This window comes from Leifsonia sp. NPDC077715, from assembly GCF_040686855.1.
GTDB lineage: Bacteria > Actinomycetota > Actinomycetes > Actinomycetales > Microbacteriaceae > Leifsonia.
Genome location: NZ_JBFBOG010000001.1, coordinates 385,808 through 406,626, shown reverse-complemented (window position 1 = coordinate 406,626; position 20,819 = coordinate 385,808). Strand labels below are relative to the sequence as shown.

Genomic DNA, 20,819 nt, shown 5'->3' with positions numbered 1-20,819 from the left:
GGGGCGTTGCCCCGCGCCTCCGCGTGACGTAGGTTCGCTTCAACCCGGATCGGTTCCGGCGTCGACGAAGACGAGGAGAACCCATGAGTCACGGCTATGCCACCATGTCGGTCGCCAGCATCCTGGCGGAGACGGCGCATCGGATGCCCGACAACGTCGCGCTGATCTTCGCCGGCCACGAGATCCGCTACCGCCAGCTGTGGGACGAGACCCGCGCGTACGCGGGAGCGTTACGCGATCTCGGCGTCGGGCCGGGCGACCGGGTGGCGCTGATGCTGCCGAACGTGCCGGACTTCCCGCGCGCCTACTACGCGGTGCTCGCGCTCGGCGCCGTGGTGGTGCCCATCCATGCGCTGCTGAAGGCGGAGGAGATCGCGTACGTGCTGCGGGATTCCGGCGCGGCACTGCTGATCTGCGCCGCACCGCTCCTGGGCGAGGGCGCGCGGGGGGCCGGGCTCGCCGGCATCCCGACGCTGTCGGTGCTGGTGCCCGACGAGATGTGGGAGCAGGCGCCGTTCCCGCGGCTGGAGGAGCTGGCGGTCGCGGCCGAGCCCATCGACACCTATGTGCCGCGCGACCCGCTGGACACCGCGACCATCCTGTACACGAGCGGCACCACCGGCAAGCCGAAGGGCGCGGAGGGATGCCACTTCTCGCTCATCGAGCAGGTGAACGTGCTGCTCTCCGGGACCCTCGACCTGACGCCCGAGGACCGCATCCTGGGCTGCCTCCCGCTGTTCCACACCTTCGGGCAGACCTGCGTGATGAACATGGGCTTCCGCGCCGGCGCCGCCGTGGTGCTGGTTCCGAAGTTCGACGGCGCGACCGCGCTGCAGCTGCTCAACGCGCACAGCTGCACGATCATGACCGGCGTCCCCACCATGTACATCGCACTGCTGGAGGCGGCCAAGACCAACCCGGACCGCCCGCCGCTGCGCTACGGCATGAGCGGCGGCGCGGCCATCCCGGTCGCCGTCATCGAGCGGATGAAGGAGGTGTACGGCATCGACGTCCACGAGGGCTACGGCCTCACCGAGACCTCGCCCGTCGCGTCCTTCAACCACCGCGGCCGGCCGACGCGCGTCGGCACCGTCGGTACGCCGATCTGGGGCGTGGATGTGGAGATCGCCGACCCCGAACTCGACGACCGCATCGAGCTGCTGCCCCGCGGCGAGCTGGGCGAGATCGTGGTGCGCGGCCACAACCTGATGAAGGGCTACCTGAACCTCCCGGAGGCGAACGCGGAGGCGGTCGTCGACGGCTGGTTCCGGACCGGCGACCTCGGGACGAAGAGCGACGACGACTACATCACGATCGTGGACCGCAAGAAGGACATGATCGTCCGCAACGGCTACAACGTGTACCCGCGCGAGGTCGAGGAGGTGCTGTCCACGCATCCCGCGGTCGCGATGGTCGCCGTGTTCGGCGTCACGCACGACACGCACGGCCAGGAGATCATGGCGGTTGTCACGCTGATGCCCGGGAGCGCGGCCGAGGGGGACGAGCTGGTCGCGTTCGCGCAGGAGAAGGTCGCGGCGTACAAGTACCCGCGGCGCGTGGAGATCCTGGAGGCCCTTCCGCTGGGGCCCAGCGGCAAGGTGCTGAAGCGCGAGCTGGTGGCCCGGTTCGAGGCGGAGGCGGCGGACGGCGTGGCGAACACCGCAGCGGACACGGAGGCGGCGACGACCTCCTGACGCTGGTACCGTGGCGGATATGGTTGCAAACGCAAATACTCCGCTCCTGACCCTGAACAACGGGACCACCATCCCGCAGCTCGGTTTCGGCGTCTTCAAGGTCGACCCGGCCGAGACGACCCGCATCGTCGCCGACGCGCTCGAGGTGGGCTACCGCCACATCGACACCGCCGCCATCTACGGCAACGAGGAGGGCGTGGGCCGCGCGATCGCCGACTCCGGCATCCCGCGCGACGAGCTGTTCGTCACCACCAAGCTGTGGAACGACCGCCAGACCGACGCCGAGAACGCGTTCGACGAGTCGCTGGCGAAGCTCGGTCTCGACTATGTCGACCTGTACCTCATCCACTGGCCGACCCCGCAGAAGGACACCTTCGTGCAGGCGTGGAAGTCGCTCGAGAAGATCTACGCGTCCGGCCGAGCGAAGGCGATCGGCGTCTCCAACTTCCTGGTGCCGCACCTGACCAAGCTCCTCGCCGAGACCGACATCGTCCCGGCGGTGAACCAGATCGAGCTGCACCCGGCCCACCAGCAGCCGGAGGTGACCGCGTTCTCGCGCGAGCACGGCATCGAGATCGAGGCGTGGGGGCCGCTCGGCCAGGGCAAGTACCCGCTGTTCGAGCTCCCCGAGGTGGCCGACGCCGCCGCCGCGCACGGGAAGACGCCCGCGCAGGTCGTCATCCGCTGGCACCTGCAGACCGGCAACATCGTCTTCCCGAAGTCGAACCGCCGCGAGCGCATGGCCGAGAACTTCGACGTGTTCGACTTCGAGCTCACGGCCGACGAGGTCCAGGCGATCAGCTCGCTGGAGCGCGAGGGCCGCGTCAGCGCCCACCCGGACGAGGTCAACTGACGACACCCTGGCCGGCCCGGGGATGCGGTGTCGCATCCCCGGGCTAGGCTCGGTGGGGTGAGGATCACGTCGGTCACCGGGAAGATCATCTACATCGTCGGCGTCTTCGCGCTCATCTTCATCCTCAACATCTTCGTGTTCGCGCGCCTGTTGAATCCCACGTTCGACGTGCTGATCATCGCGGTGCTGAACCTCGCGTACGTCATCGTCGGCGTGCGCATCTTCCGCGGCCAGGGCGAGAACCGCACCGACCCGCGACCGTGGTGGCGGGCGACCGCGCGGCCGGCGGCGGGGTTCTGGATCGGCGGCCTCCTCGGCGTGCTCGCCTTCATCTCCGGGGTGGGTGCGTTCGCCAGCAAGCCGGAGGACGCGTTCATCCCCGCGGTCGCGTGCCTCGTCTACGCGGCGCTGGCCATCTTCTACGTGCACTCGTCGGTGCGGCTGCAGGGAATGGACACCGCCGGCTGACGGCTTCCCTTCCGGCGGCCCCGTCGTAGGGTGTGCCCATGGCGAATCGGCTCGCGGACGCGATCAGTCCCTATCTGCGCGCGCACGCGGACAACCCGGTCGACTGGTTCCCGTGGGGCGCCGACGCGTTCGCCGAAGCCAGACGCCGGGATGTCCCCGTCATGGTCTCCATCGGGTACGCGACCTGCCACTGGTGCCATGTCATGGCGCGGGAGAGCTTCAGCGACCCGGTCACGGCCGAGGAGCTGAACGCGCGGTTCGTGGCGATCAAGGTCGACCGGGAGGAGCATCCCGACGTCGACGCCGCCTACCTCTCGGCCGCCAGCGCCTTCACCGGCAACCTGGGGTGGCCGCTGACGGTGTTCGCGACGCCCGACGGCACGGCGTTCTTCGCGGGCACCTACTTCCCGCCGCAGCCGGTCGCCGGGCGGGCGTCGTTCCGTCAGGTGCTCGACGCCGTGTGGGACGCCTGGACGGCGCGGCGCAGCGAGGTCGAGTCCGACGCGGGCCGGGTGCGCGAAGCGCTCGCCGCGGCGGCGGACGCGGCCACCTCCGTCTCCGACCTGCCCGGCGACCGGGCCCTGGACGCGGCGGTGGCGCAGCTCGCGGAGGCGGAGGATCCGGAGTTCGGCGGCTTCGGCACCGCGCCGAAGTTCCCGGTGGCGCCCATCCTCGACTTCCTGCTGTCGCGTCCCGCCGGGCACGCGCTCGCGGCGCGCACCCTCCGGGCGATGGCGGAGTCGCCGCTGCGCGACCCGGTCGACGGCGGCTTCTTCCGCTACGCCACCCGGCGCGACTGGAGCGAGCCGCACTACGAGCGGATGCTCTACGACAACGCGCTCCTGCTCGACGCGTACGCACGGGCGTGGCAGCAGACCGGTGAGGAGTGGGCCGAACGGACCGCGGACGGCGTCGCCGCGTTCCTGCTCGGGGTGCTGCGGCAGCCGTCGGGCGGCTTCGCCTCGGCGCAGGATTCGGAGAGCACGATCGACGGCACCCGGGTCGAGGGCACGTACTACACGGTGCCGCCCGCGGAGCGGGCCCAGCTGGACCCGCCGCCGATCGACGCGAAGGTGCTCACCGGATGGAACGGATTCGCGATCGGCGCGCTGGCCCGGGCGGGGCGCATCCTGGACCGTCCGGCGTGGATCGCGGCCGCGGGGAAGGCCGCCGACACGGTGCTGAGCCGCCATCGGCGCGACGACGGGACGCTGCTGCGCGCGTCGCTCGGCGACCGCCGCTCGGAGGCGGGTGCGACGCTCGAGGACTACGGCGGGCTCGCATCCGGGCTGCTGGAGCTGGCGCTCGCGTCCGGCGAGGCCGGCCCGGCGGTCGCGGCGCGCGACCTGGTCGACCTCTGCCTGGATGCGGCAGGGGAGGGGACGTGCCCGTTCGAGACGCCGGGCGGGGTCGATCCCATGCTGGCGGCCACCGGGCTCGCGGTGCAGGTCGATCCGTCCGAGGGCGCCTACCCGTCCGGTCTGTCGTCGCTGGCGCAGGCCGCGCACACGCTGTACCTGCTGACCGGCCAGCGGCGCTACGAGCGGGCCGCGCGCGAAGGGATGCGGATGGTCGCCGCACAGGCGGTGCGCGTCCCGAGCGCGTTCGGGACGTCCCTTGCGCTGATGTCGCGGCTCGCGGGCGAGGCCGAGCAGCTGGTGGTCGTGCTGCCGACGGAAGGGGAGACGTCCGACGTCGTCCGCGCCGCCCGCCGGCATGCCGCGCCGCTGGTCGCGTTCGCGACCGAGCCGCAGGCCGAGGAGCTGACGGCCGCCGGGTTCGAGCTGTTCGAGGCGCGCACCACGCGCGACGGCCTCCCGACCGCGTACCTGTGCCGGGATTTCGTCTGCCGGCTGCCCGCGACGAGCGCCGACGAGCTCAGCGCCGCACGCGGTAGGTGAGGTGCGCCACCTCGGGCGTCACCCGCTCCCGCACCAGCTCCAGGTCGAGCGGGGGCACGCGGTCGAACACGCGCTCTCCCGCGCCGAGCGTCAGCGGGACGACGTGGAGCCGCAGCTCGTCGACCACGCCCGCCCACAGCGCCTGGTTCAGCGTCTCGGCGCCGCCTGCGACCGACACGTCGGCGTCGCCCGCGACCTCGCGCGCCTGCTCCATGGCCGAGTGGATGCCGTCCGTCACGAAGTAGAACGTCGTCCCGGTCATCTCCAGGGGCTCCCGCGCGTAGTGCGTCAGCACGAAGACGGGCGCGTGGTACGGCGGCTCCTCGCCCCACCAGCCGCGCCAGTCGCCGAACGGCTCGCCCTCCGCGGGCCACTCGTTGCGCACCGGGCCGAACATCTTGCGGCCCATCACGTAGGCGCCCGCGCGCACGATCGCCTCGATCTCCTCGCGGTGGTTCGCGGAGCGCTCGTCGAACATCCAGGCGTGGAGGCGTTCCTCGGCGCCCTCGCCCAGCGGATGCTCGAGCGACTGGTTCGGACCGGCTGCGAACCCGTCGAGGGAGATGGCGATGTCAGCGGTGACGATTCCCATGCGGGAAGCGTAGTCAGGCGCGTTCGACCTTGTCGAGCATCCCCCAGACGGCCTCGCTGAGCTCGGGATGCTCCAGTGCGATGCGGCGCAGCACGCCGTACTCGAAGCGGGTGAAGACGTCGCGGCCGGCGGCGGGGTGGTGCGCCCGGGACTGCTCCTCGGCGAGGTCGAACGCCTCGATTGCGGTCGCGCGGAGCGAGATCACGACCTGCTCGTCGACGCTCGGGAGCTCGGGGATGAACTGCCACGGGTCCTCCCCGGCGCGGCAGCGGTGCTCGATGATCGCGGACAGCTCGTCACGCGCCTGCTGGCGCAGCAGCTCGATGCTTCGGGGCACCTGTTCGCTCATCTCGCACCCTCCCTTCCCCTGGGGTCGTGGACGTCGTTCGCGCCGCCGCGGGCCCCGTCGCCCGCGCAGTGGGTTCAGCCTAAGCGCTCGCGCCGGGCCTCGCGAATCGCGCCGTCATGCAGCTAGTGCGTGCGGGCGAGGAGGTAGGCGTTGAGGTCGGCGGTGAGGGCGGCGTCCACGGGGTAGGCGCGGTCGTCGAGGTGCGTGACGGGGGCGGCCTGGCGGACGCTCGAGACCAGCCAGAGGGCGTCGGCGTCACGCACCTCGTCGATCGTGAGCGGGGCGAACTCGGTGCGCAGGCCGCGCGCGGTGAAGAAGTCGAAGACGGCCGCCTGGGTCGTCCCGGCGAGGATGCCCTGGTCGGTGTTCGGCGTGCGGACCACGCTGTCGCTGAGCGTCACCACGTTCGAGGTGGGGCCCTCCAGCGCGTACCCGTCGCTGCTGACGAACAGCACGTCGTCGAACCCGCGGCGCACCGCCTCCCGCTGGGCCGCCCGGTTCACGGCGTACGAGAGGGTCTTGGCTCCCGCGAGCAGCCACGGCGAGGTCTCCGCGACGTCGTGCCGCACGCCGCGGTCGAGGGAGACGACGCGGATGCCGAGGCGCGCCTGAGTGAAGTCCTCGCCGAGGTCGACGAACAGCCAGCCGCTGGGGACGCCCGAGCCCTCGACGCCGCGGGTGTAGACGAGCTTGGCGTACAGCTCGGCGCCCGCGTCGCCGTTGCGGGTCAGGAAGTCGGCCACGCCCGCGCGCACCGCCTCCCGCCACACGTCGACCGCCGGGACCGGGAGGTCGAGCAGTTCGGCGGAATGCGCCAGGCGGGCGAGGTGCGGCTCCAGCGCCTGCGGGTGCCCGTTGATGACCGCAATGGTCTCGAACACGCCGTCTCCGCGGGTCACCGAGAGGTCGGTGATCCGCACCTGCGGGGCGTCGAAGTCGGCCACCACGTAGCCGGGGTCGCCCTCCAGCGGCTCTCCGGTGGGCGTGGTGATGGTCAGCAGGGTCGCGCGCGTCATGCGTCCCATTGTGCCCCCGCCCTCGCGTTCGCCGCCGCCCCCCCATCGAGTACGCACAAAGTGCACGCGACACGCTGCACGAGCGTGCATTCTTTGCGGACTCGATGGAGGGGGGTCAGGCGGTCTCGCGGATGCGGAAGGCGTCGTCGTCGCGCGGGTCGGCGTCGGTCACGTCGACGGACTCGACGGAGGCGCCGGGCGGGCCGGTGCGCAGCCAGGCGAGCATCCGCTCCACCTGCTCCGGCTCGCCCTGGATCTCGGCCTCCACGCTGCCGTCCAGGCGGTTGCGGGCCCAGCCGGTCACGCCGAGGCGCTGCGCGGCCTCGCGCGCACTCCAGCGGAAGCCGACGCCCTGGACGCCCCCGGTCACGATCGCTCGTCTGCGGATCACAGCCCCATTGTGCCCCTGCTTCAATGGAGGGATGAGCGAACCCGCCGACCGCATCCCCGATCTCCGCGCCGACCTGATCGCCGCGGGGCTGACCGTCGACGCGCTCACCGAGCTCTGGGGACCGGAGGCGGCGGACGCCCTGCACCGCGGACAGCGCGTCCCGGCCGAGAGGGCGCTGGCCCGGCGGGAGCCGTCGGCGCTCGCAACGCTCGCGCGGCTCTTCGTGCTCGGTCGTCCGGTCGCGCGCGCCGACGCCGACGCGGCTCTGCCGTCCCTCGGGGTCGCGGGCGCAGCATCCCTCGGTCTGGTCGCGGTCGACGCCGACACCGTCCGCGCCGCCGTCGACCTGCGCCCCTACGGTTTCGTGGACGCCGCCGGCCCCGCCGAGTGGTGGATCGCGTCCGACCTCGGCGAGCTGGCGCTGGGCCACCCGCTCCCCGAGGACCACGTCCTGGGCGTCGGCGGCGCCTCCCTCACCCTCAGTGGGCTGATGCTGCAGAAGCCGGTCGAGAGCGCGCTCGACCTCGGCACGGGATGCGGCATCCAGGCCATGCACGCCGCCCGCCACGCGCGGCGCGTCGTCGCGACGGACATCTCCGAGCGCGCGCTGCGGCTGGCCGCGCTGAACCTCGCGCTCAACGAGATCGACGGCGTCGAGCTGCGGCTGGGGAGCATGTTCGAACCGGTCGCGGGGGAGCGGTTCGACCACATCGTCTCCAACCCGCCGTTCGTCATCACCCCGCGCACCGAGGGCGTCCCGGCCTACGAGTATCGGGACGGCGGGATGATCGGCGACGGGCTGGTGGCATCCTTCGTGAGCGGCTGCGGCGAGCACTTGACGCCCGGCGGCGTGGCCCAGCTGCTCGGCAACTGGGAGTACCGCGGCACCGGCGACGGGCTCGAGCGCGTGCGGGACTGGGTGGACGCATCCCCGGCTCCGCTCGACGCCTGGGTGATCGAGCGCGACGTCGAGGACGCGGTGCGCTACGCCGAGACGTGGATCCGCGACGGCGGCACGCGGCCGGGCACGCCGGAGTTCGAGCGGCTGCTCGATGCGTGGCTGGCGGACTTCGAGACGCGCGACGTGCGCTCCGTCGGGTTCGGCTACCTGCTGCTGCGCCGAGCAGAGGGCGTGCCGACGCTACGCCGGTTCGAACGGCTCCACGGGTCGCTCGGTGCGAACGAGGCCGGCCTCGGCGTCCACCTCGGGGAGGCGCTGGCCGCCCACGACCTGCAGGCGGCGCTCATGGACGACGAGCTCGGGCGGCTGCATCCGGTCACCTCGGGCGACGTCACCGAGGAGCGCCACCTGTGGCCGGGGGCGGACGCGCCGACGGCGATCCTGCTGCGGCAGGGCGGCGGGTTCGGACGGGCGGTGTCGGCCGACACCGGGCTCGCCGCGCTGGTCGGCGCGTGCGACGGCGAGCTGAGCGTCGCCGCGATCGTCGCGGCGCTGGCGCACCTGCTCGAGGTGGATGAGGACGCCCTGCGCGCCGACCTGCTCCCCGCCGTCCGCGGCCTCCTCGTCGACGGCTTCCTGCGCGCCTGACGCGGCTGCACCCTCCATCCACTGGTCCTGACACGCTGTTATCGCACCGGTCATAACGACGTGTCGGGACCAGTAGGTGAGGTCAGGCGCGGGGGATGGGGACCAGGGTCACGTCGGTGAGGCGGCCGTCGGCGACCTCGGCGGTCATGAAGGTGCAGACGGGCTGGCGGCGGCGGTCTGTGGGCGAGCCGGGGTTCAGGAGGCGCAGGCCGCCCGGCGAGACCGTGTCCCACGGGATGTGCGAGTGCCCGAACACGAGGACGTCCGCGTCCGGGTAAGCCGCGTCAGCCCGCGCCTCCCGGCCGGTCGCCGGGCCCGTCTCGTGCACGACCGCGAACCGGACGCCGCCCAGCTCCGCCCGCGCCACCTCGGGCAGCCGTGCCCGCAACTCCGGTCCGTCGTTGTTGCCGTACACGCCGATGAGCCGTCGCGACCGCTCCTCCAGCACGTCGAGCGTCGCCGCATCCACCCAGTCCCCGGCGTGGATGACGACATCGGCCACGTCGACCGCCTCCAGCACCGCGGGCGGCAGCACTCGGGCGCGTTTCGGGACGTGCGTGTCGGAGATCAGGAGCAGCCTCACGAACGCACACAGTAGGCGAACGCGGGCGGCGGGTCTACGTTCGCGCTATGCAGCTACGCAATCTCGGAAACAGCGGAACGATCGTGTCGGAGTTCGCCCTCGGCACCATGACCTTCGGCGCCGAGGCCGACGAGCAGGCCTCGCACGCCATCCTGGAGCGGTACCTGGACGCGGGGGGCAACTTCCTCGACACGGCTGACGTCTACACGGCGGGCGCGTCGGAGTCCATCATCGGGCGCTGGCTGGCCCGCAACCCGGGCAGCCGTGACAGCGTGGTCATCGCGACCAAGGGACGCTTCCCGATGGGCGGCGGACCGAACGACCTCGGCCTGTCGCGCGCCCACCTCCGGACCGCGCTGGACGCGTCCCTGCGCCGCCTCGGCGTCGAGCACATCGACCTCTACCAGATGCACGCGTGGGATGCGCTGACGCCGATCGAGGAGACCCTGCGCTTTCTCGACGACGCCATCAGCGCGGGCAAGATCTCGTACTACGGCTTCTCGAACTACCTCGGCTGGCAGCTCACCAAGGCCGTGCACGTGGCCCGGGCGCACGAGTTCGCGCCGCCGGTGACGCTGCAACCGCAGTACAGCCTGATCGTGCGCGGGATCGAGCACGAGGTGGTCCCGGCGGCCCTGGATGCGGGTATCGGCCTGCTCCCGTGGTCGCCGCTCGCGGGCGGCTGGCTGAGCGGCAAGTACCACCGCGACCAGGCGCCGACCGGAGCCACCCGCCTCGGCGAGAACCCGACGCGCGGGATGGAGGCGTGGGAGGCGCGCAACGCCGACCCGCGCACGTGGGAGATCATCGACGCGGTGGACGCAGTCGCGAAGGAGACCGGCGCCTCCGCGTCGCAGGTGTCCCTGCGCTGGCTGAGCGACCGGCCGGCGGTGACCTCGGTCATCCTCGGCGCGCGCACGACCGAGCAGCTGGAGGACAACCTCGGGGCGGCCGACCTCGTCCTGACCGACGACCAGCGTCGCCGCCTGGACGAGGCGAGCACCCCGCGCACGGACATCTACCCCTACGGCGAGCAGGCCGTCCAGCAGCGCCACCGCAAGCGCGAGGGCGGCCGCTAAGAACTCTTCGCCGGACCTTCCTCGGCGATTCGTGCCGAATGGTCGCTGTATGCCACGAATCGCGACCGTTCGGCACGAATCGCGGGCCCGCACGACGAAGGGCGGCTAGGCGGGCAGGGCCTCGAGCTCGGCGAGGAGGGTGCGCGCGGCAGTGGTGACGGCGGGCTGCGGGGCGCGGAGGCCGACCACGACGTCCGTGGTTCCGGCGCCTGCCGTGTGCATCCGGAGGAGCGCGAGGCGCAACTCGACGGTGCCGCCGGGGATGCGGTGCCCGCTGAGGGAGAGCGCGTTCGAGTCGAAGGTGAGCGAGGTCCACTCGTCAGCGGCCGCGGTCGTGTCCTCGGCGAGCCCGGCCAGCCACGCGGCCAGGCCGCGCGCCTCGGTCGTGGTCAGGCAGGCCTCGGACAGCTCCCAGCGCCGGCCGCCGTCGTCGACGATCGCGTCGACGACGACCCGGTCGCCCTCCTCGCGCGCGGCCGGCCGCAGCTCGACGCTGCGGTCGCCGTCCTGATCCACGATCCTCACGCTGGGCTCGGCACCACCGTGAGCACGCGCTCGATGTACTCGAAGAACGCGGTCATGTAGCCGCGCAGGAACTCCTCGGTGCCCGGATCGGTCACCGTGCCGTCCTCCTCGATCAGCCCGGGCCGCATCCAGATGTACGCCTCGGGCGCGTTCATCTGCGGCGCCTGCAGGAAGCTCAGGATGCTGCGCAGGTGCTGCTGCCCGACCGCCGTGCCGATCTGCCCGGGCGAGGCGCCGATCACGGCGGTGGCCTTGCGCGCGATGACGTTCTCGCCGTACGGCCGGCTCGCCCAGTCGATCGCATTCTTCAGCGCGCCCGGAATGGAGCGGTTGTACTCCGGCGTGATGAACAGCAGCGCATCCTGCTCGGCGATCAGCCGCTTGTAGTCGACGGCCTCGGGCGGGAAGTGCCCGTCGAGGTCGCGGTTGTAGAGGGGGAGACCGCCGATCGGGATCTCGGTGAAGACCAGTTCCGAGGGCGCGAGCCGCAGCAGCGCTTTGGAGAGGGTCCTGTTGACCGACTGCGTGGACAGACTGCCCACGAAATAGCCGACGTTGTACGGGGGATCGAGTTCGTTGATCGTGGCCATGACGCCATGCTGCCCCCGGCGTGGGGACGCGTGAAGCCCTTGTCGGGATGTCTTATCCGTACTCGCCCGACCGGAATAGGGCATCCTCCCGATGTCCCGGGGGTGCCTTAGCGAGAAGTCTGGTGTCATCGCCGGAGCGAGGTGCCCGGCGAGAGCACGAGGGGAGCGGATCATGCTGCTGGACGAGTTCGTGGACTTCCGGGTACGGGCCGGCGAGAGCGGACGTCAGGAGGTGGAGCGCGAGCGGGTGCGGCGCGCCGACGAGCACGGGCGGTGGCTGCGCGGGATGCGCGAGGCGCTGCAGCGGGCGGAGGCCCGGGTCGTGGGTGGTGCGCGGGTCGCGCAGCCGGCCGCGCCGGCCGAGGCGCCCCTGCCTGCGGCGGTCGCGGAGGCGCCCGAGCGGGAGCTGGCTCACGCCGGCCGTTGACATCGCGCAGGCCGCGACGGGGGCGCTCGGCGCCGACCCGTCCGCCCTGCGCGAAGCCGCCACGGTCGGGGGTCCGGATGTCGGTGGTCCATGGCACGATGAGGCCATGCGAGCACCGGCGTCGAGCCTCACGGTGGTCGGGCGGGAGCCCGACCTGGCGGCGCTGCGCGATGAGTTCCGGGCGGCCTCCGAGGGCGAGCCCCGCGCGGTCGTCATCGGCGGCGAGGCGGGCATCGGCAAGACGAGGCTGCTGGAGGAGTTCCTGGCCCAGCGCGACGCAGAGGCCACCGTGCTGCTCGGCCGCTGCGTCGACCTGGGAGACGACGGCGCGCCGTACGCGCCGTTCGCGGCGGTGCTGCGGAGACTCATCCAGGTCGTCGGGCTGGAGCGCATCCTGCAGGCGGCCGGCTCCGGGGCGGGGGTGCTCCCGGCGCTGCTGCCCGAACTGGCGGACGAGTCGGCCGTGCCGCCGCGGACGGGCGCGGAGCGGCTGTACGAGCTGGTCACCGACCTGCTCGAGACCGTGTCGGCCGAGCGCCCGGTCATCCTCGCGATCGAAGACCTCCAGTGGGCCGACCGCTCGACGCTCGAGTTGCTGCGGTTCCTGGTGCGGATGTCCGAGCGCGGCCGGCTGCTCATCGTGCTCACGTACCGCAGCGACGAGGTGCCGCGGGGTCATATCCTGCGCTCCTGGCTGCCCGAGCTCGAGCGCACCCGCCGGGTCACCCGGTGGGAGCTCGCCCGTCTCGGGCGCGAGCAGGTGGCCGAGCTGGTCGAGCAGCTGCTCGGGCGCATGCCCGACGAGGGCTCGCTGGAGCGCGTGACCGAGTTGAGCGAGGGCGTGCCGTTCTTCGTCGAAGAGCTGGTCGGCATCGACGGCCTGCGCTCGGGCGACGACCTGCCCGAGACGCTGCGGGAGCTGGTGCTCACCCGCTTCGAGCGCCTGAGCGACCCGGCCCAGCGGCTCCTGCGGGTGCTCGCCGCGGGTGGCGTCTGCGTGCCGCACGAGCTGCTGGCCGCGGTGTACGAGGGAACGCCCGACGAGCTCGACGCGGCGGCACGAGAGGCGCTGGCGGCGAACCTGCTGCGAGCCGACTCCACCGAGTACGCGTTCCGGCACACGCTCGTGCGTGAGGCCGTCCACGCCGATCTGCTCCCGGGGGAGCGCTCCCGGTTCCACGCCCGTTACGCCGAGGCGCTGGAGGCCGACCCGCAGCGCTCGGCGGTGCAGCTCTCGGCGCACTGGCTGGCCGCGCACGACGTCCGACGCGCGTTCGTGGCGTCGGTCGAGGCGATGGACGAGGCCAAGCGCTCGTACGCCTATTCCACTGCGGCGGCGATGGGCGACCGGATGCTCGAGCTGTGGGACCGCGTCCCGGACGCCGAGGAGCTGGCCGGCCGCGACCGCGTCGCCGTCATCGCCATCACGGCGTCGGCGCTCCGGAACGCGGGCAACAACGAGCGGGCGCTGGCGCTGGTCGACGTCGCGCTCGCCGACGCCGGCGATCTGCCGCCCTCGCGCCGCGCGCGGCTGCTCCGCGACAAGGGCCAGTACCTCGCCAATCTGAACCGGCCGGGGTTCGCCGACCTGCTCGAGGAGGCGCTGGCGCTCGTGCCGCCCGGGACTGCGCCCGTCGGTGATCCGTTGCGGCCGCATCTGCTGACCGAGCTCGCCGCCCAGCGCATGCTCGCCGGCACGTTCGACACCGCCATCCCGACCGCGCGCGAGGCGATCGACGAGGCCGCGGCTGCCGCGCCGCCGCTGCGCTCGGTCGCACACAACATCCTCGCCTCGTCCCTCGTCGCCTCGGGTCGCATCCGCGAAGGCTTCGACGAGTTCGAGACCGCCGACGCCCTCTCCCAGGGCGACGCATCAGCGACCCTGCGGTACGCGGTGAACGCGTCCGATGCGCTCAATTCCGTCGGCCGCTACGCCGAGGCCGTGCTGCTGGCGGAGTCCGGCGTCGCCCGCGCCCGGGAACGCGGCGTGGAACGCACCTCCGGCATCTGGCTCGCGGCCAACACGGCCGAACCGCTCATCGCTCTGGGCGAGTACGACCGCGCAGAAGACCTCTTGCGCATCGCCCTCGGCCTCGACGACCGCACGGGCCTGTGCGCTGCCCTCCAGCGAGCCCGCCTGTGGGTGTGGCACGGCGAACCGGAGCGCGCGGATGCCCTCCTGCGCCGCCTGCGCACACCGCTGCGGACCCTCTCCGAGCTGGAGCAGCAGACCCGGCTCATGGTCGCCCGGGTCGTCGGCGAGACCGCTATCGCCCTCGGCGACTACGAGCGGGCGTGGGCGGAGACGCGGGGCATCGGCGCGCTCCCGTTCCGTCCGATGCCCGGCTACGACCTCCCGGTGATGGCTGCTGCGTCGCGTGCGCTGGCGGAGCTGGCGGTGCGGGGCGCGCCTCTCGACGTGATGGGAGAGGCGGCACGGCTGGAGGCCGTGCTCGGCACCCTGCGCGAGTGGCCGACGGCGGCGGCGTGGAGTCCAGTGATCGCCGCCGAGCTCGCGACCGCTCGGGCCGCCGTAGCGGTGGCGCCCGATCGCGCCGACCGGGTCGCATCCGCTCTGCAGGCGTGGGAGGCCGCCGCGTCGGCCGGGGAGTTGCCCGTCGCGCCCGTCCACCTGCGTCCGTATGCCCTCCTGCGTGGCGCGCGCGTCGCGCTCGCGGCGGGGGAGCGCTCACGCGCCGACGCCCTCGTGGCGGAGGGCCGCGCGCTCGCCGTCGAGCACGGCATCCGCCTGCTCGTCGAGGCCGCCGACGCGCTCGCCGGGCAGCCCGGCCGGGCCGCGCCCGTCGCGACGGCCCATGGCGCGCCGCTGACGGAGCGCGAGGAGCAGGTCCTCGCCCTCATCGAGCAGGGCCTCAGCAACAAGCAGATCGGCGAACGGCTCTACATCAGCGCCAAGACCGCGAGCGTGCACGTGTCGAGCATCCTGCGCAAGGTCGGAGCATCCACTCGCACCGAGGCCGTGTACCTCGCCCGCACGCCCTCCTGACGCGTGGCGCGGGGGTCGCTACGACTCCACCGCGATCGCGCAGCGGATGCAGAGTTCGGCGGTCGGTCGGGCGCGCAGCCGGTCCACCCCGATGGACCGCCCGCAGCGCGCGCAGACGCCGTACGTCCCGCGCTGGATCCGTTCGAGCGCGGCGTCCACGGCCACGATGTCGTGGGCGGCGTCCGAGCGCAGCGCTTGCAGGCGACTCCACTCGGACGACAGCGTCGGACCCTCCGGGTCGTGCTCGTCGTCCGCCGTCGACTCCGACCGCGATGACAGCAGCACCCCCAGCGATTCGGCCATCCGCTGCGATTCGGCGACGTCCCCCTGGCGCCGTTCGAGCAGCAGGTTCTCCAGTTCGGCGAGCTCTGCGGCATCCAGGACCTCGTCCGGCCGCGTCAGTTCCACCTCGTCCGTGTTCGTGTCGTGCACCAGCGCACTCCTTCCGATCCCCCGATCGTGCTTGTCTGGTCGGGTCAGCGTACGCCCGACCGGTCCGTTCCGCGTCATCGACGCGCGTAGGCTCAGCGGGTGCCCTCCTTCCGCGTCATCCTGGCCGTCGGTCGGCTGCATCCCGGTGTCGACCCGCGCTCGGTCGAACCCGCCGCTGCCGACGCCGCCCGCGAACTCGCGGTCGTGGAGGCGAGCAGCGTGGTCGTCGTATCCGGTGAGGCCCGCATCACAGTGCGGTTCACAGAGGACAACGTGCGTCTGGCCCTTCGCGTCGCGGAGCACACGGTGGCGCAGGTGCAGGCCCTCGCCGACACCGGCGCGTGGCGGCTCACCGAACGCGTCGGCGGCCGCTGGTTCCGGCGCGCCTGATCCGCCCGATCGGTCACGCAGCCGCGGCCAGCGACTCCTCGATCAGCCCGACGATGGCCGGGTCGTCCGGCTCCGTCTGCGGGCGGAAGCGGTACACCGAGCCGTCGGGCGTGATGACGAACTTCTCGAAGTTCCACTTGACGCGGCCGGCCTTGCCCTCCGCGTCCGGGTGCTTTGTCAGCTCCTGGTAGAGCGGGTGGGCGTTGCGGCCGTTCAGCTTCACCTTCTCGGCCATCGGGAACGTCACGCCCCAGGTCGTGGAGCAGTACTCCTTGATGGCGTCCGTCGAGCTGAGCTCCTGCAGGAACTGGTTGCTCGGGAAGCCGATCACGGTGAACCCGCGGTCACCGTAGGTCTCCTGCAGTTTCTCGAGCTTCTCGTACTGCGGCGCGAGCCCGCAGCGGGAGGCGACGTTGACGACGAGGATGACCTTGCCCGCGTACGCGGAGAGGGCCGTCTGCTCGCCGTCGATTGTCTCGAAGGGGATGTCCATCACGGTCATGATCGCAGGCTAGGGCGCGACGCTTGGAGCGAGCTAGGAGTCGCCGGACCGCTCAGGCGGCGGACGCCAGGGGCGCGGCCGGGTCGGCGGCCCACTCGGAGAGGGAGCCGTCGTACAGCAGCACGTCGTCCCGTCCGAGGAGCCCGAGCGCCAGAGCATCCGACGCCGCCGCGATGCCGGCACCGCAGTAGACGACGATCGGGCCGGGAGCATCGAGCACGTCGGCGAACAGCTCTCGCAGCTCACGCTCCGGCAGCAGGGTGTTCGTGTCCCGGTCGACCAGGCGCACGGCGGGCGCGCTCAGGCTGCCCGGGATGTGACGAGCGGCGAAGTCGCGCGGCGGCGTTCCGCAGACCAGCGCGCCGGGTCGTGTGCCCGCGACGATCTCGGCGACCTCCTCGGTCGAGATCCAGAAGCCCGGGCGGGGATCGGCGAGGAGCGGTGCGACGTCGCCGGGTGCCGCGGGACGCTCGGGGCTCTGCTCCAGCGGGCGCCCCTCGGCGCGCCAGGCTTTCACCCCTCCGTCGAGCACGGCGACCCGGTCGTGCCCGAGCGAGCGGAAGAGGTACCACAGCCGCGCGGCCCACTGCCCGACGGCGGCGTCCGCGACCACGACGGTGGTGTCCGCGCCGATGCCGAGCTCGGCAGCCGCGGCCTCGAACGCCGCCGCCTCGGGCCGCGTGAACGGGAAGCGGCCGGTCGGGTCGCTGAACGTCTCGAGCAGGTCGGCGAAGACGGATCCGGGGATGTGCCCCTCACCGAGGAAGCGGTCGCGCCCGCTCAGGTACACCGGCCGCCCGTCGGGACCCTGCGACGGCACGACCGTGGCGTCGAGGACGACGAGCCCGTCGGCGCCCAGGTGGTCGGCGAGCCACTGCGTCGAGACGAGCGGTCCATCGAGGGCCGCGGCGAGCGCGGCGGCCGGCCCGGCGCTCGCGGCGGTCGCCCCAGCGGGTGCGGTGGTCGCCGTGGAGGTGGTGGTTCCAGTGCGTTCGGTGATGGTCACCCGCTCACGCTAGCGACGACCTCCGACGCTGTGAACGGCGCCCGCAACGCGTCGTAACCGACGACGCTGAAGGCCGTCAGCACTCGATGACGTTGACCGCGAGGCCGCCCTCGCTCGTCTCCTTGTACTTCGTGGACATGTCGAGCCCGGTCTGCCGCATGGTCTCGATGACGGTGTCGAGCGAGACGAGGTGGCGTCCGTCGCCGTGCAGCGCCAGCCGCGCGGCCGAGACGGCGGTGGAGGAGGCGATCGCGTTCCGCTCGATGCACGGGATCTGGACGAGGCCGCCCACCGGGTCGCAGGTGAGGCCGAGGTGGTGCTCCATCGCGATCTCCGCCGCGTTCTCGACCTGACGCGGCGTCCCGCCGAGCACGGCGCACAGGGCGCCGGCGGCCATGGCGCACGCCGAGCCGACCTCCGCCTGGCAGCCGCCCTCCGCGCCGGAGATCGAGGCGTTGGCTTTGAACAGCGACCCGATCGCCGTGGCGGTCAGCAGGTACTGTCGGATGCCCTCGGCGGACGCGCCCGGTACGAACCGCAGGTAGTAGTGGGCGACGGCGGGCACGATCCCGGCCGCGCCGTTCGTCGGCGCGGTCACCACGCGCCCGCCGGACGCGTTCTCCTCGTTGACCGCGAGCGCGAAGGCGTGCAGCCACTCGAGTGCCGTCGCGCGTCCCGGGTCGTCCTGCACCGACTCCAGGTGCTCGCGCATCGCGGCTGCGCGGCGCCGCACGCCGAGGCCGCCGGGCAGGGTGCCGTCGCCGGAGAGCCCGCGGGCGACGCACTCGGCCATGGCCTCCCAGATCAGGTCGAGACGATCGCGCACGGCATCCTCGCCGTGCAGTGCGACCTCGTTGCGGCGGGCGACCTCGCAGATCGGGATGCCGTCGCGCTCGCAGATCGCGAGCAGTTCTTCCGCGCTCGCGAAGGGGAGGGGATGCCGCTGCCGCGCGGCGAGCTGCGCCTCCTCGCCGTCGCGGCGGATGAAGCCGCCGCCGATCGAGTAGTACGTCTCCTCCAGCAAGGGCAGCGGCGACCGCTCGCCGGACTCGTCGCGGCCCCAGGCGCGCAGGGTGAGCGCGTTGGGGTGGCCGGGGAGGCGGGTGCGCGGCTCGAAGTCGATGTCGTCCTTGGATAGGGGGATGGAACGGCTTCCCGCGAGGAGGAGCGTCGCGCCCGGCTGCAGGTCGGACCACGCGCCCCGGACGTCCTCCGGACGGCACGACTCGGGCTGCAGGCCGCGCAAGCCGGCGATCACGGCGTCCGGTGTTCCGTGCCCGATGCCCGTGGAGCCGAGCGAACCGTAGAGGGTGCAGGTGACCTGGTCGACGCGGTCGAGCATGCCCTCGTCGTCGAGGCGGGCGGCGAAGGCGGCGGCGGCTCGGAGCGGTCCGACGGTGTGAGAGCTCGAGGGGCCGATGCCGATCGAGAACAAGTCGAAGGCCGAGACGTACGCTGTCACATCCTCCAGTGTATGTCGCTCTGCGCGCGGCTTTCGGGCGTCAGCGCGCGCATTCGCGCACCGATCGTGCGTGGGTTCGGCACGCCGAGCACACGCGGAAGCGGCCGCCGCATCCCTCCGCAGGACGCGACGGCCGCCGTCTGGTGACCGGACCCGGTCAGGCCTTCCGCATGTAGGCGCGGACCGTGAGAGGGGCGAAGACGGCCACGATCACGGCCGCCCCGAGGAGGGCGATCCAGCCGTCGGCGCCGAAGGTGCCGTTGTTGGCCAGGTCGCGCACCGCGGTCACGAGGTGCGACACCGGGTTGATGTTCACGAACCACTCCAGCCACGCCGGGAGGGTGCTCGGCGAGACGAAGGCGTTCGAGAAGAACGTCAGCGGGAACAGGATGAGGAACGAGATGCCCTGCACCGATCCGGCCGTCCGCGCGATCACGCCGAAGAAGGCGAAGATCCAGCTGATCGCCCACGCGCAGACCACCACGAGCAGTCCGCCGAGCGCAGCGAAGCCGTAGCCCGCGCCGGGCCGGTAGCCCATGGCGAAGCCGACGAGGAAGGTGATCGTCGTCGCGATGGCGTAGCGGAGGGTGTCGGCCAGGAGCGCGCCCGAGAGCGGGGCGATCCGGGCGATCGGCAGCGACTTGAAGCGGTCGAACACGCCCTTGTCCATGTCCTCGCGGAGCTGGACGCCGGTCACGACGGATGCCGTGATGACGGTCTGCACGAGGATGCCGGGGATCAGCTGCGGGAGGTACGCATCCACGCTCCCTGCGATCGCGCCGCCGAACAGCCACGCGAACATGACGGTGAAGATCACGGGCTGCAAGGTCACGTCGAACAGTTGCTCGGGCGTGCGCCGCACCTTGAGCAGGCCGCGACGGGCCATGGTCAGGGTGTTCGCGAGGGTCTGGCGGACGCTGACGTGGTTCTTGAGATTCCGCTCGGAGGGCGGGGTGATGGTGGTGATGGCGGTCATGCGTGCACCTCTTCTTCTTCGACGGACTCCTCGCCCGCCTTCTCGTCGTCGACGCCGTGCCCGGTGAGGGTGAGGAACACCTCGTCGAGCGTGGGCTTCTGCACGGACATCTCCTGCAGGTGGATTCCGGCCTCACGGAAGGTCACGAAGAGGTCGGTGACGGCGTCCGCATCCCGCATGGGCGCGGTGATGCGGGAGCCTTCCGGCGACACGACCGCATCCACACCGAGCACGGTCTGGATGGCGCGGCGCGCGTCCTCGATGTCGGCCGGGTCGGCGAGGCGCAGCTGCAGCGAGGACTCGCCGACCGACGCCTTGAGCTCGTCGGCGGTCCCCTCGGCGACGACGCGGCCGCGGTCGATGACCGCGATCCGGTCGGCCAGCTGGTCCGCCTCGTCCAGGTACTGCGTGGTGAGCAGCACCGTGGAGCCGGTGGACACCAGACGGCGGATGGTGTCCCACATCTGCGCGCGGGTCCGCGGGTCGAGGCCGGTGGTCGGCTCGTCGAGGAAGATCAGCGGCGGCTGGGCGATGAGGCTGGCGGCGAGGTCGAGGCGGCGGCGCATGCCGCCGGAGAACTTCTTCAGCGGGCGCTTGGCCGCGTCCGTGAGCCCGAACTCCTCGAGCAGTTCGGCGGTCTTGGCCCGGGCCTCGCGGCCGGACAGGCCGAGCAGACGGGAGAAGATCATCAGGTTCTCGTTCGCCGACAGGGTCTCGTCGACGGAGGCGAACTGGGCGGTCACGCCGATGAGCTGACGGACGACCTGCTGCTCGCGGCGGATGTCGTGGCCGAAGATGAAGGCCTCGCCCGCGTCGGGCTTCAGCAGGGTGGCGAGCATGGAGATCGTGGTGGTCTTGCCGGCCCCGTTCGGGCCGAGGACGCCGTAGACGGCGCCGGCGCGCACGGTGAGGTCGACGCCGTCGACCGCGCGGTTGTCGCCGAAGGTCTTGACGAGCCCGTGGGCTTCGACGGCCCACTCCGAGCTTCGAGTCATGGTGTTCCTTTCCTGGTGGGAATGGTGATGCT

General features: G+C 72.3%; 22 protein-coding genes. 9 read left to right on the top strand and 13 right to left on the bottom strand.

Translation table 11 applies throughout. The features are described from left to right. Window positions 1-83: 83 nt before the first annotated feature. From AB0P25_RS01915 to AB0P25_RS01900, 4 genes are read left to right on the top strand one after another with little or no spacing between them, the layout of a single operon-like run. On the top strand, window positions 84-1,694 hold the full coding sequence (locus AB0P25_RS01915) for a long-chain fatty acid--CoA ligase (RefSeq protein ID WP_363805082.1): 1,611 nt from the start codon (window positions 84-86) through the stop codon (window positions 1,692-1,694). 19 nt (window positions 1,695-1,713) lie between these two features. Then, window positions 1,714-2,547: an aldo/keto reductase gene (locus tag AB0P25_RS01910; RefSeq protein WP_363805081.1), complete on the top strand. Its 834-nt coding sequence runs from the start codon at window positions 1,714-1,716 to the stop codon at window positions 2,545-2,547. A 57-nt stretch (window positions 2,548-2,604) separates the two neighbouring features. Next, on the top strand, window positions 2,605-3,015 hold the full coding sequence (locus AB0P25_RS01905) for a hypothetical protein (RefSeq protein ID WP_363805080.1): 411 nt from the start codon (window positions 2,605-2,607) through the stop codon (window positions 3,013-3,015). Window positions 3,016-3,053: 38 nt separating this feature from the next. Next, entirely contained in the window at window positions 3,054-4,916 is a 1,863-nt protein-coding gene (locus tag AB0P25_RS01900) for a thioredoxin domain-containing protein (protein ID WP_363805079.1), read from the top strand. On the opposite strand, the gene AB0P25_RS01895 is transcribed toward AB0P25_RS01900, so the two are convergent. The 4 genes from AB0P25_RS01895 to AB0P25_RS01880 all read right to left on the bottom strand — a co-directional run bounded on the left by AB0P25_RS01895 (window position 4,894) and on the right by AB0P25_RS01880 (window position 7,264). Further along, a complete protein-coding gene (locus AB0P25_RS01895; protein WP_363805078.1) occupies window positions 4,894-5,508 on the bottom strand; it encodes a dihydrofolate reductase family protein in 615 nt (204 codons plus the stop codon). The two genes, AB0P25_RS01900 and AB0P25_RS01895, sit on opposite strands and share 23 nt — an antisense overlap. 13 nt (window positions 5,509-5,521) lie before the next feature. Next, window positions 5,522-5,857, bottom strand: a complete 336-nt coding sequence (locus AB0P25_RS01890; RefSeq protein ID WP_363805077.1) for a hypothetical protein — start codon at window positions 5,855-5,857, stop codon at window positions 5,522-5,524. A 122-nt stretch (window positions 5,858-5,979) separates the two neighbouring features. After that, entirely contained in the window at window positions 5,980-6,873 is an 894-nt protein-coding gene (locus tag AB0P25_RS01885) for an aminodeoxychorismate lyase (RefSeq protein WP_363805076.1), read from the bottom strand. Between the two features lie 115 nt (window positions 6,874-6,988). Then, window positions 6,989-7,264: an acylphosphatase gene (locus AB0P25_RS01880; protein ID WP_363805075.1), complete on the bottom strand. Its 276-nt coding sequence runs from the start codon at window positions 7,262-7,264 to the stop codon at window positions 6,989-6,991. Between the two features lie 31 nt (window positions 7,265-7,295). On the opposite strand from AB0P25_RS01880, the gene AB0P25_RS01875 reads away from it, so the two are divergent. Further along, on the top strand, window positions 7,296-8,813 hold the full coding sequence (locus AB0P25_RS01875; RefSeq protein WP_363805074.1) for a methyltransferase: 1,518 nt from the start codon (window positions 7,296-7,298) through the stop codon (window positions 8,811-8,813). A gap of 82 nt (window positions 8,814-8,895) precedes the next feature. Here AB0P25_RS01875 and AB0P25_RS01870 read toward each other — a convergent pair whose 3' ends face one another. Then, window positions 8,896-9,396 carry a metallophosphoesterase gene (locus AB0P25_RS01870; protein ID WP_363805073.1) on the bottom strand — a complete coding sequence of 167 codons (501 nt, stop codon included), beginning with the start codon at window positions 9,394-9,396 and terminating at the stop codon, window positions 8,896-8,898. 47 nt (window positions 9,397-9,443) lie between these two features. Between AB0P25_RS01870 and AB0P25_RS01865 the strand changes: the two genes are divergently transcribed. Next, window positions 9,444-10,475: an aldo/keto reductase gene (locus AB0P25_RS01865; RefSeq protein WP_363805072.1), complete on the top strand. Its 1,032-nt coding sequence runs from the start codon at window positions 9,444-9,446 to the stop codon at window positions 10,473-10,475. A 105-nt stretch (window positions 10,476-10,580) separates the two neighbouring features. On the opposite strand, the gene AB0P25_RS01860 is transcribed toward AB0P25_RS01865, so the two are convergent. Together AB0P25_RS01860 and AB0P25_RS01855 are read right to left on the bottom strand one after the other, a co-directional pair. Continuing rightward, the gene (locus AB0P25_RS01860; RefSeq protein ID WP_363805071.1) at window positions 10,581-11,000 is read right to left on the bottom strand and encodes a hypothetical protein; all 420 of its coding nucleotides are present in this window, start codon (window positions 10,998-11,000) and stop codon (window positions 10,581-10,583) included. Further along, window positions 10,997-11,590 carry an NADPH-dependent FMN reductase gene (locus AB0P25_RS01855; RefSeq protein WP_363805070.1) on the bottom strand — a complete coding sequence of 198 codons (594 nt, stop codon included), beginning with the start codon at window positions 11,588-11,590 and terminating at the stop codon, window positions 10,997-10,999. The genes AB0P25_RS01860 and AB0P25_RS01855 overlap by 4 nt, the downstream gene beginning before the upstream one ends. Before the next feature lie 172 nt (window positions 11,591-11,762). Between AB0P25_RS01855 and AB0P25_RS01850 the strand changes: the two genes are divergently transcribed. Together AB0P25_RS01850 and AB0P25_RS01845 are read left to right on the top strand one after the other, a co-directional pair. Further along, on the top strand, window positions 11,763-12,017 hold the full coding sequence (locus AB0P25_RS01850; protein WP_363805069.1) for a hypothetical protein: 255 nt from the start codon (window positions 11,763-11,765) through the stop codon (window positions 12,015-12,017). A 106-nt stretch (window positions 12,018-12,123) separates the two neighbouring features. Then, window positions 12,124-15,024 (top strand): AAA family ATPase, encoded by a 2,901-nt coding sequence (locus tag AB0P25_RS01845; RefSeq protein ID WP_363805068.1) that lies wholly within the window; start codon window positions 12,124-12,126, stop codon window positions 15,022-15,024. Between the two features lie 18 nt (window positions 15,025-15,042). Here the strand turns inward: AB0P25_RS01845 and AB0P25_RS01840 are convergent, their stop codons facing one another. After that, window positions 15,043-15,456, bottom strand: coding sequence for a TraR/DksA C4-type zinc finger protein (locus tag AB0P25_RS01840; RefSeq protein WP_363805067.1), 414 nt, complete (start codon window positions 15,454-15,456; stop codon window positions 15,043-15,045). A 99-nt stretch (window positions 15,457-15,555) separates the two neighbouring features. Between AB0P25_RS01840 and AB0P25_RS01835 the strand changes: the two genes are divergently transcribed. After that, window positions 15,556-15,846: a hypothetical protein gene (locus AB0P25_RS01835; protein WP_363805066.1), complete on the top strand. Its 291-nt coding sequence runs from the start codon at window positions 15,556-15,558 to the stop codon at window positions 15,844-15,846. A gap of 13 nt (window positions 15,847-15,859) precedes the next feature. Here AB0P25_RS01835 and AB0P25_RS01830 read toward each other — a convergent pair whose 3' ends face one another. The 5 genes from AB0P25_RS01830 to AB0P25_RS01810 form a co-directional block, all read right to left on the bottom strand. After that, window positions 15,860-16,348 carry a glutathione peroxidase gene (locus tag AB0P25_RS01830; RefSeq protein WP_363805065.1) on the bottom strand — a complete coding sequence of 163 codons (489 nt, stop codon included), beginning with the start codon at window positions 16,346-16,348 and terminating at the stop codon, window positions 15,860-15,862. Window positions 16,349-16,400: 52 nt separating this feature from the next. Further along, window positions 16,401-17,354, bottom strand: a complete 954-nt coding sequence (locus tag AB0P25_RS01825) for a rhodanese-like domain-containing protein (protein ID WP_363805064.1) — start codon at window positions 17,352-17,354, stop codon at window positions 16,401-16,403. Between the two features lie 76 nt (window positions 17,355-17,430). Then, a complete protein-coding gene (locus AB0P25_RS01820; protein WP_363805063.1) occupies window positions 17,431-18,816 on the bottom strand; it encodes an L-serine ammonia-lyase in 1,386 nt (461 codons plus the stop codon). Window positions 18,817-18,973: 157 nt separating this feature from the next. Continuing rightward, complete coding sequence (locus AB0P25_RS01815; RefSeq protein ID WP_363805062.1) at window positions 18,974-19,792, bottom strand: ABC transporter permease; 819 nt, start codon at window positions 19,790-19,792, stop codon at window positions 18,974-18,976. After that, window positions 19,789-20,787 (bottom strand): ATP-binding cassette domain-containing protein, encoded by a 999-nt coding sequence (locus AB0P25_RS01810; RefSeq protein ID WP_363805061.1) that lies wholly within the window; start codon window positions 20,785-20,787, stop codon window positions 19,789-19,791. The genes AB0P25_RS01815 and AB0P25_RS01810 overlap by 4 nt, the downstream gene beginning before the upstream one ends. Between the last annotated feature and the right edge of the window lie 32 nt (window positions 20,788-20,819).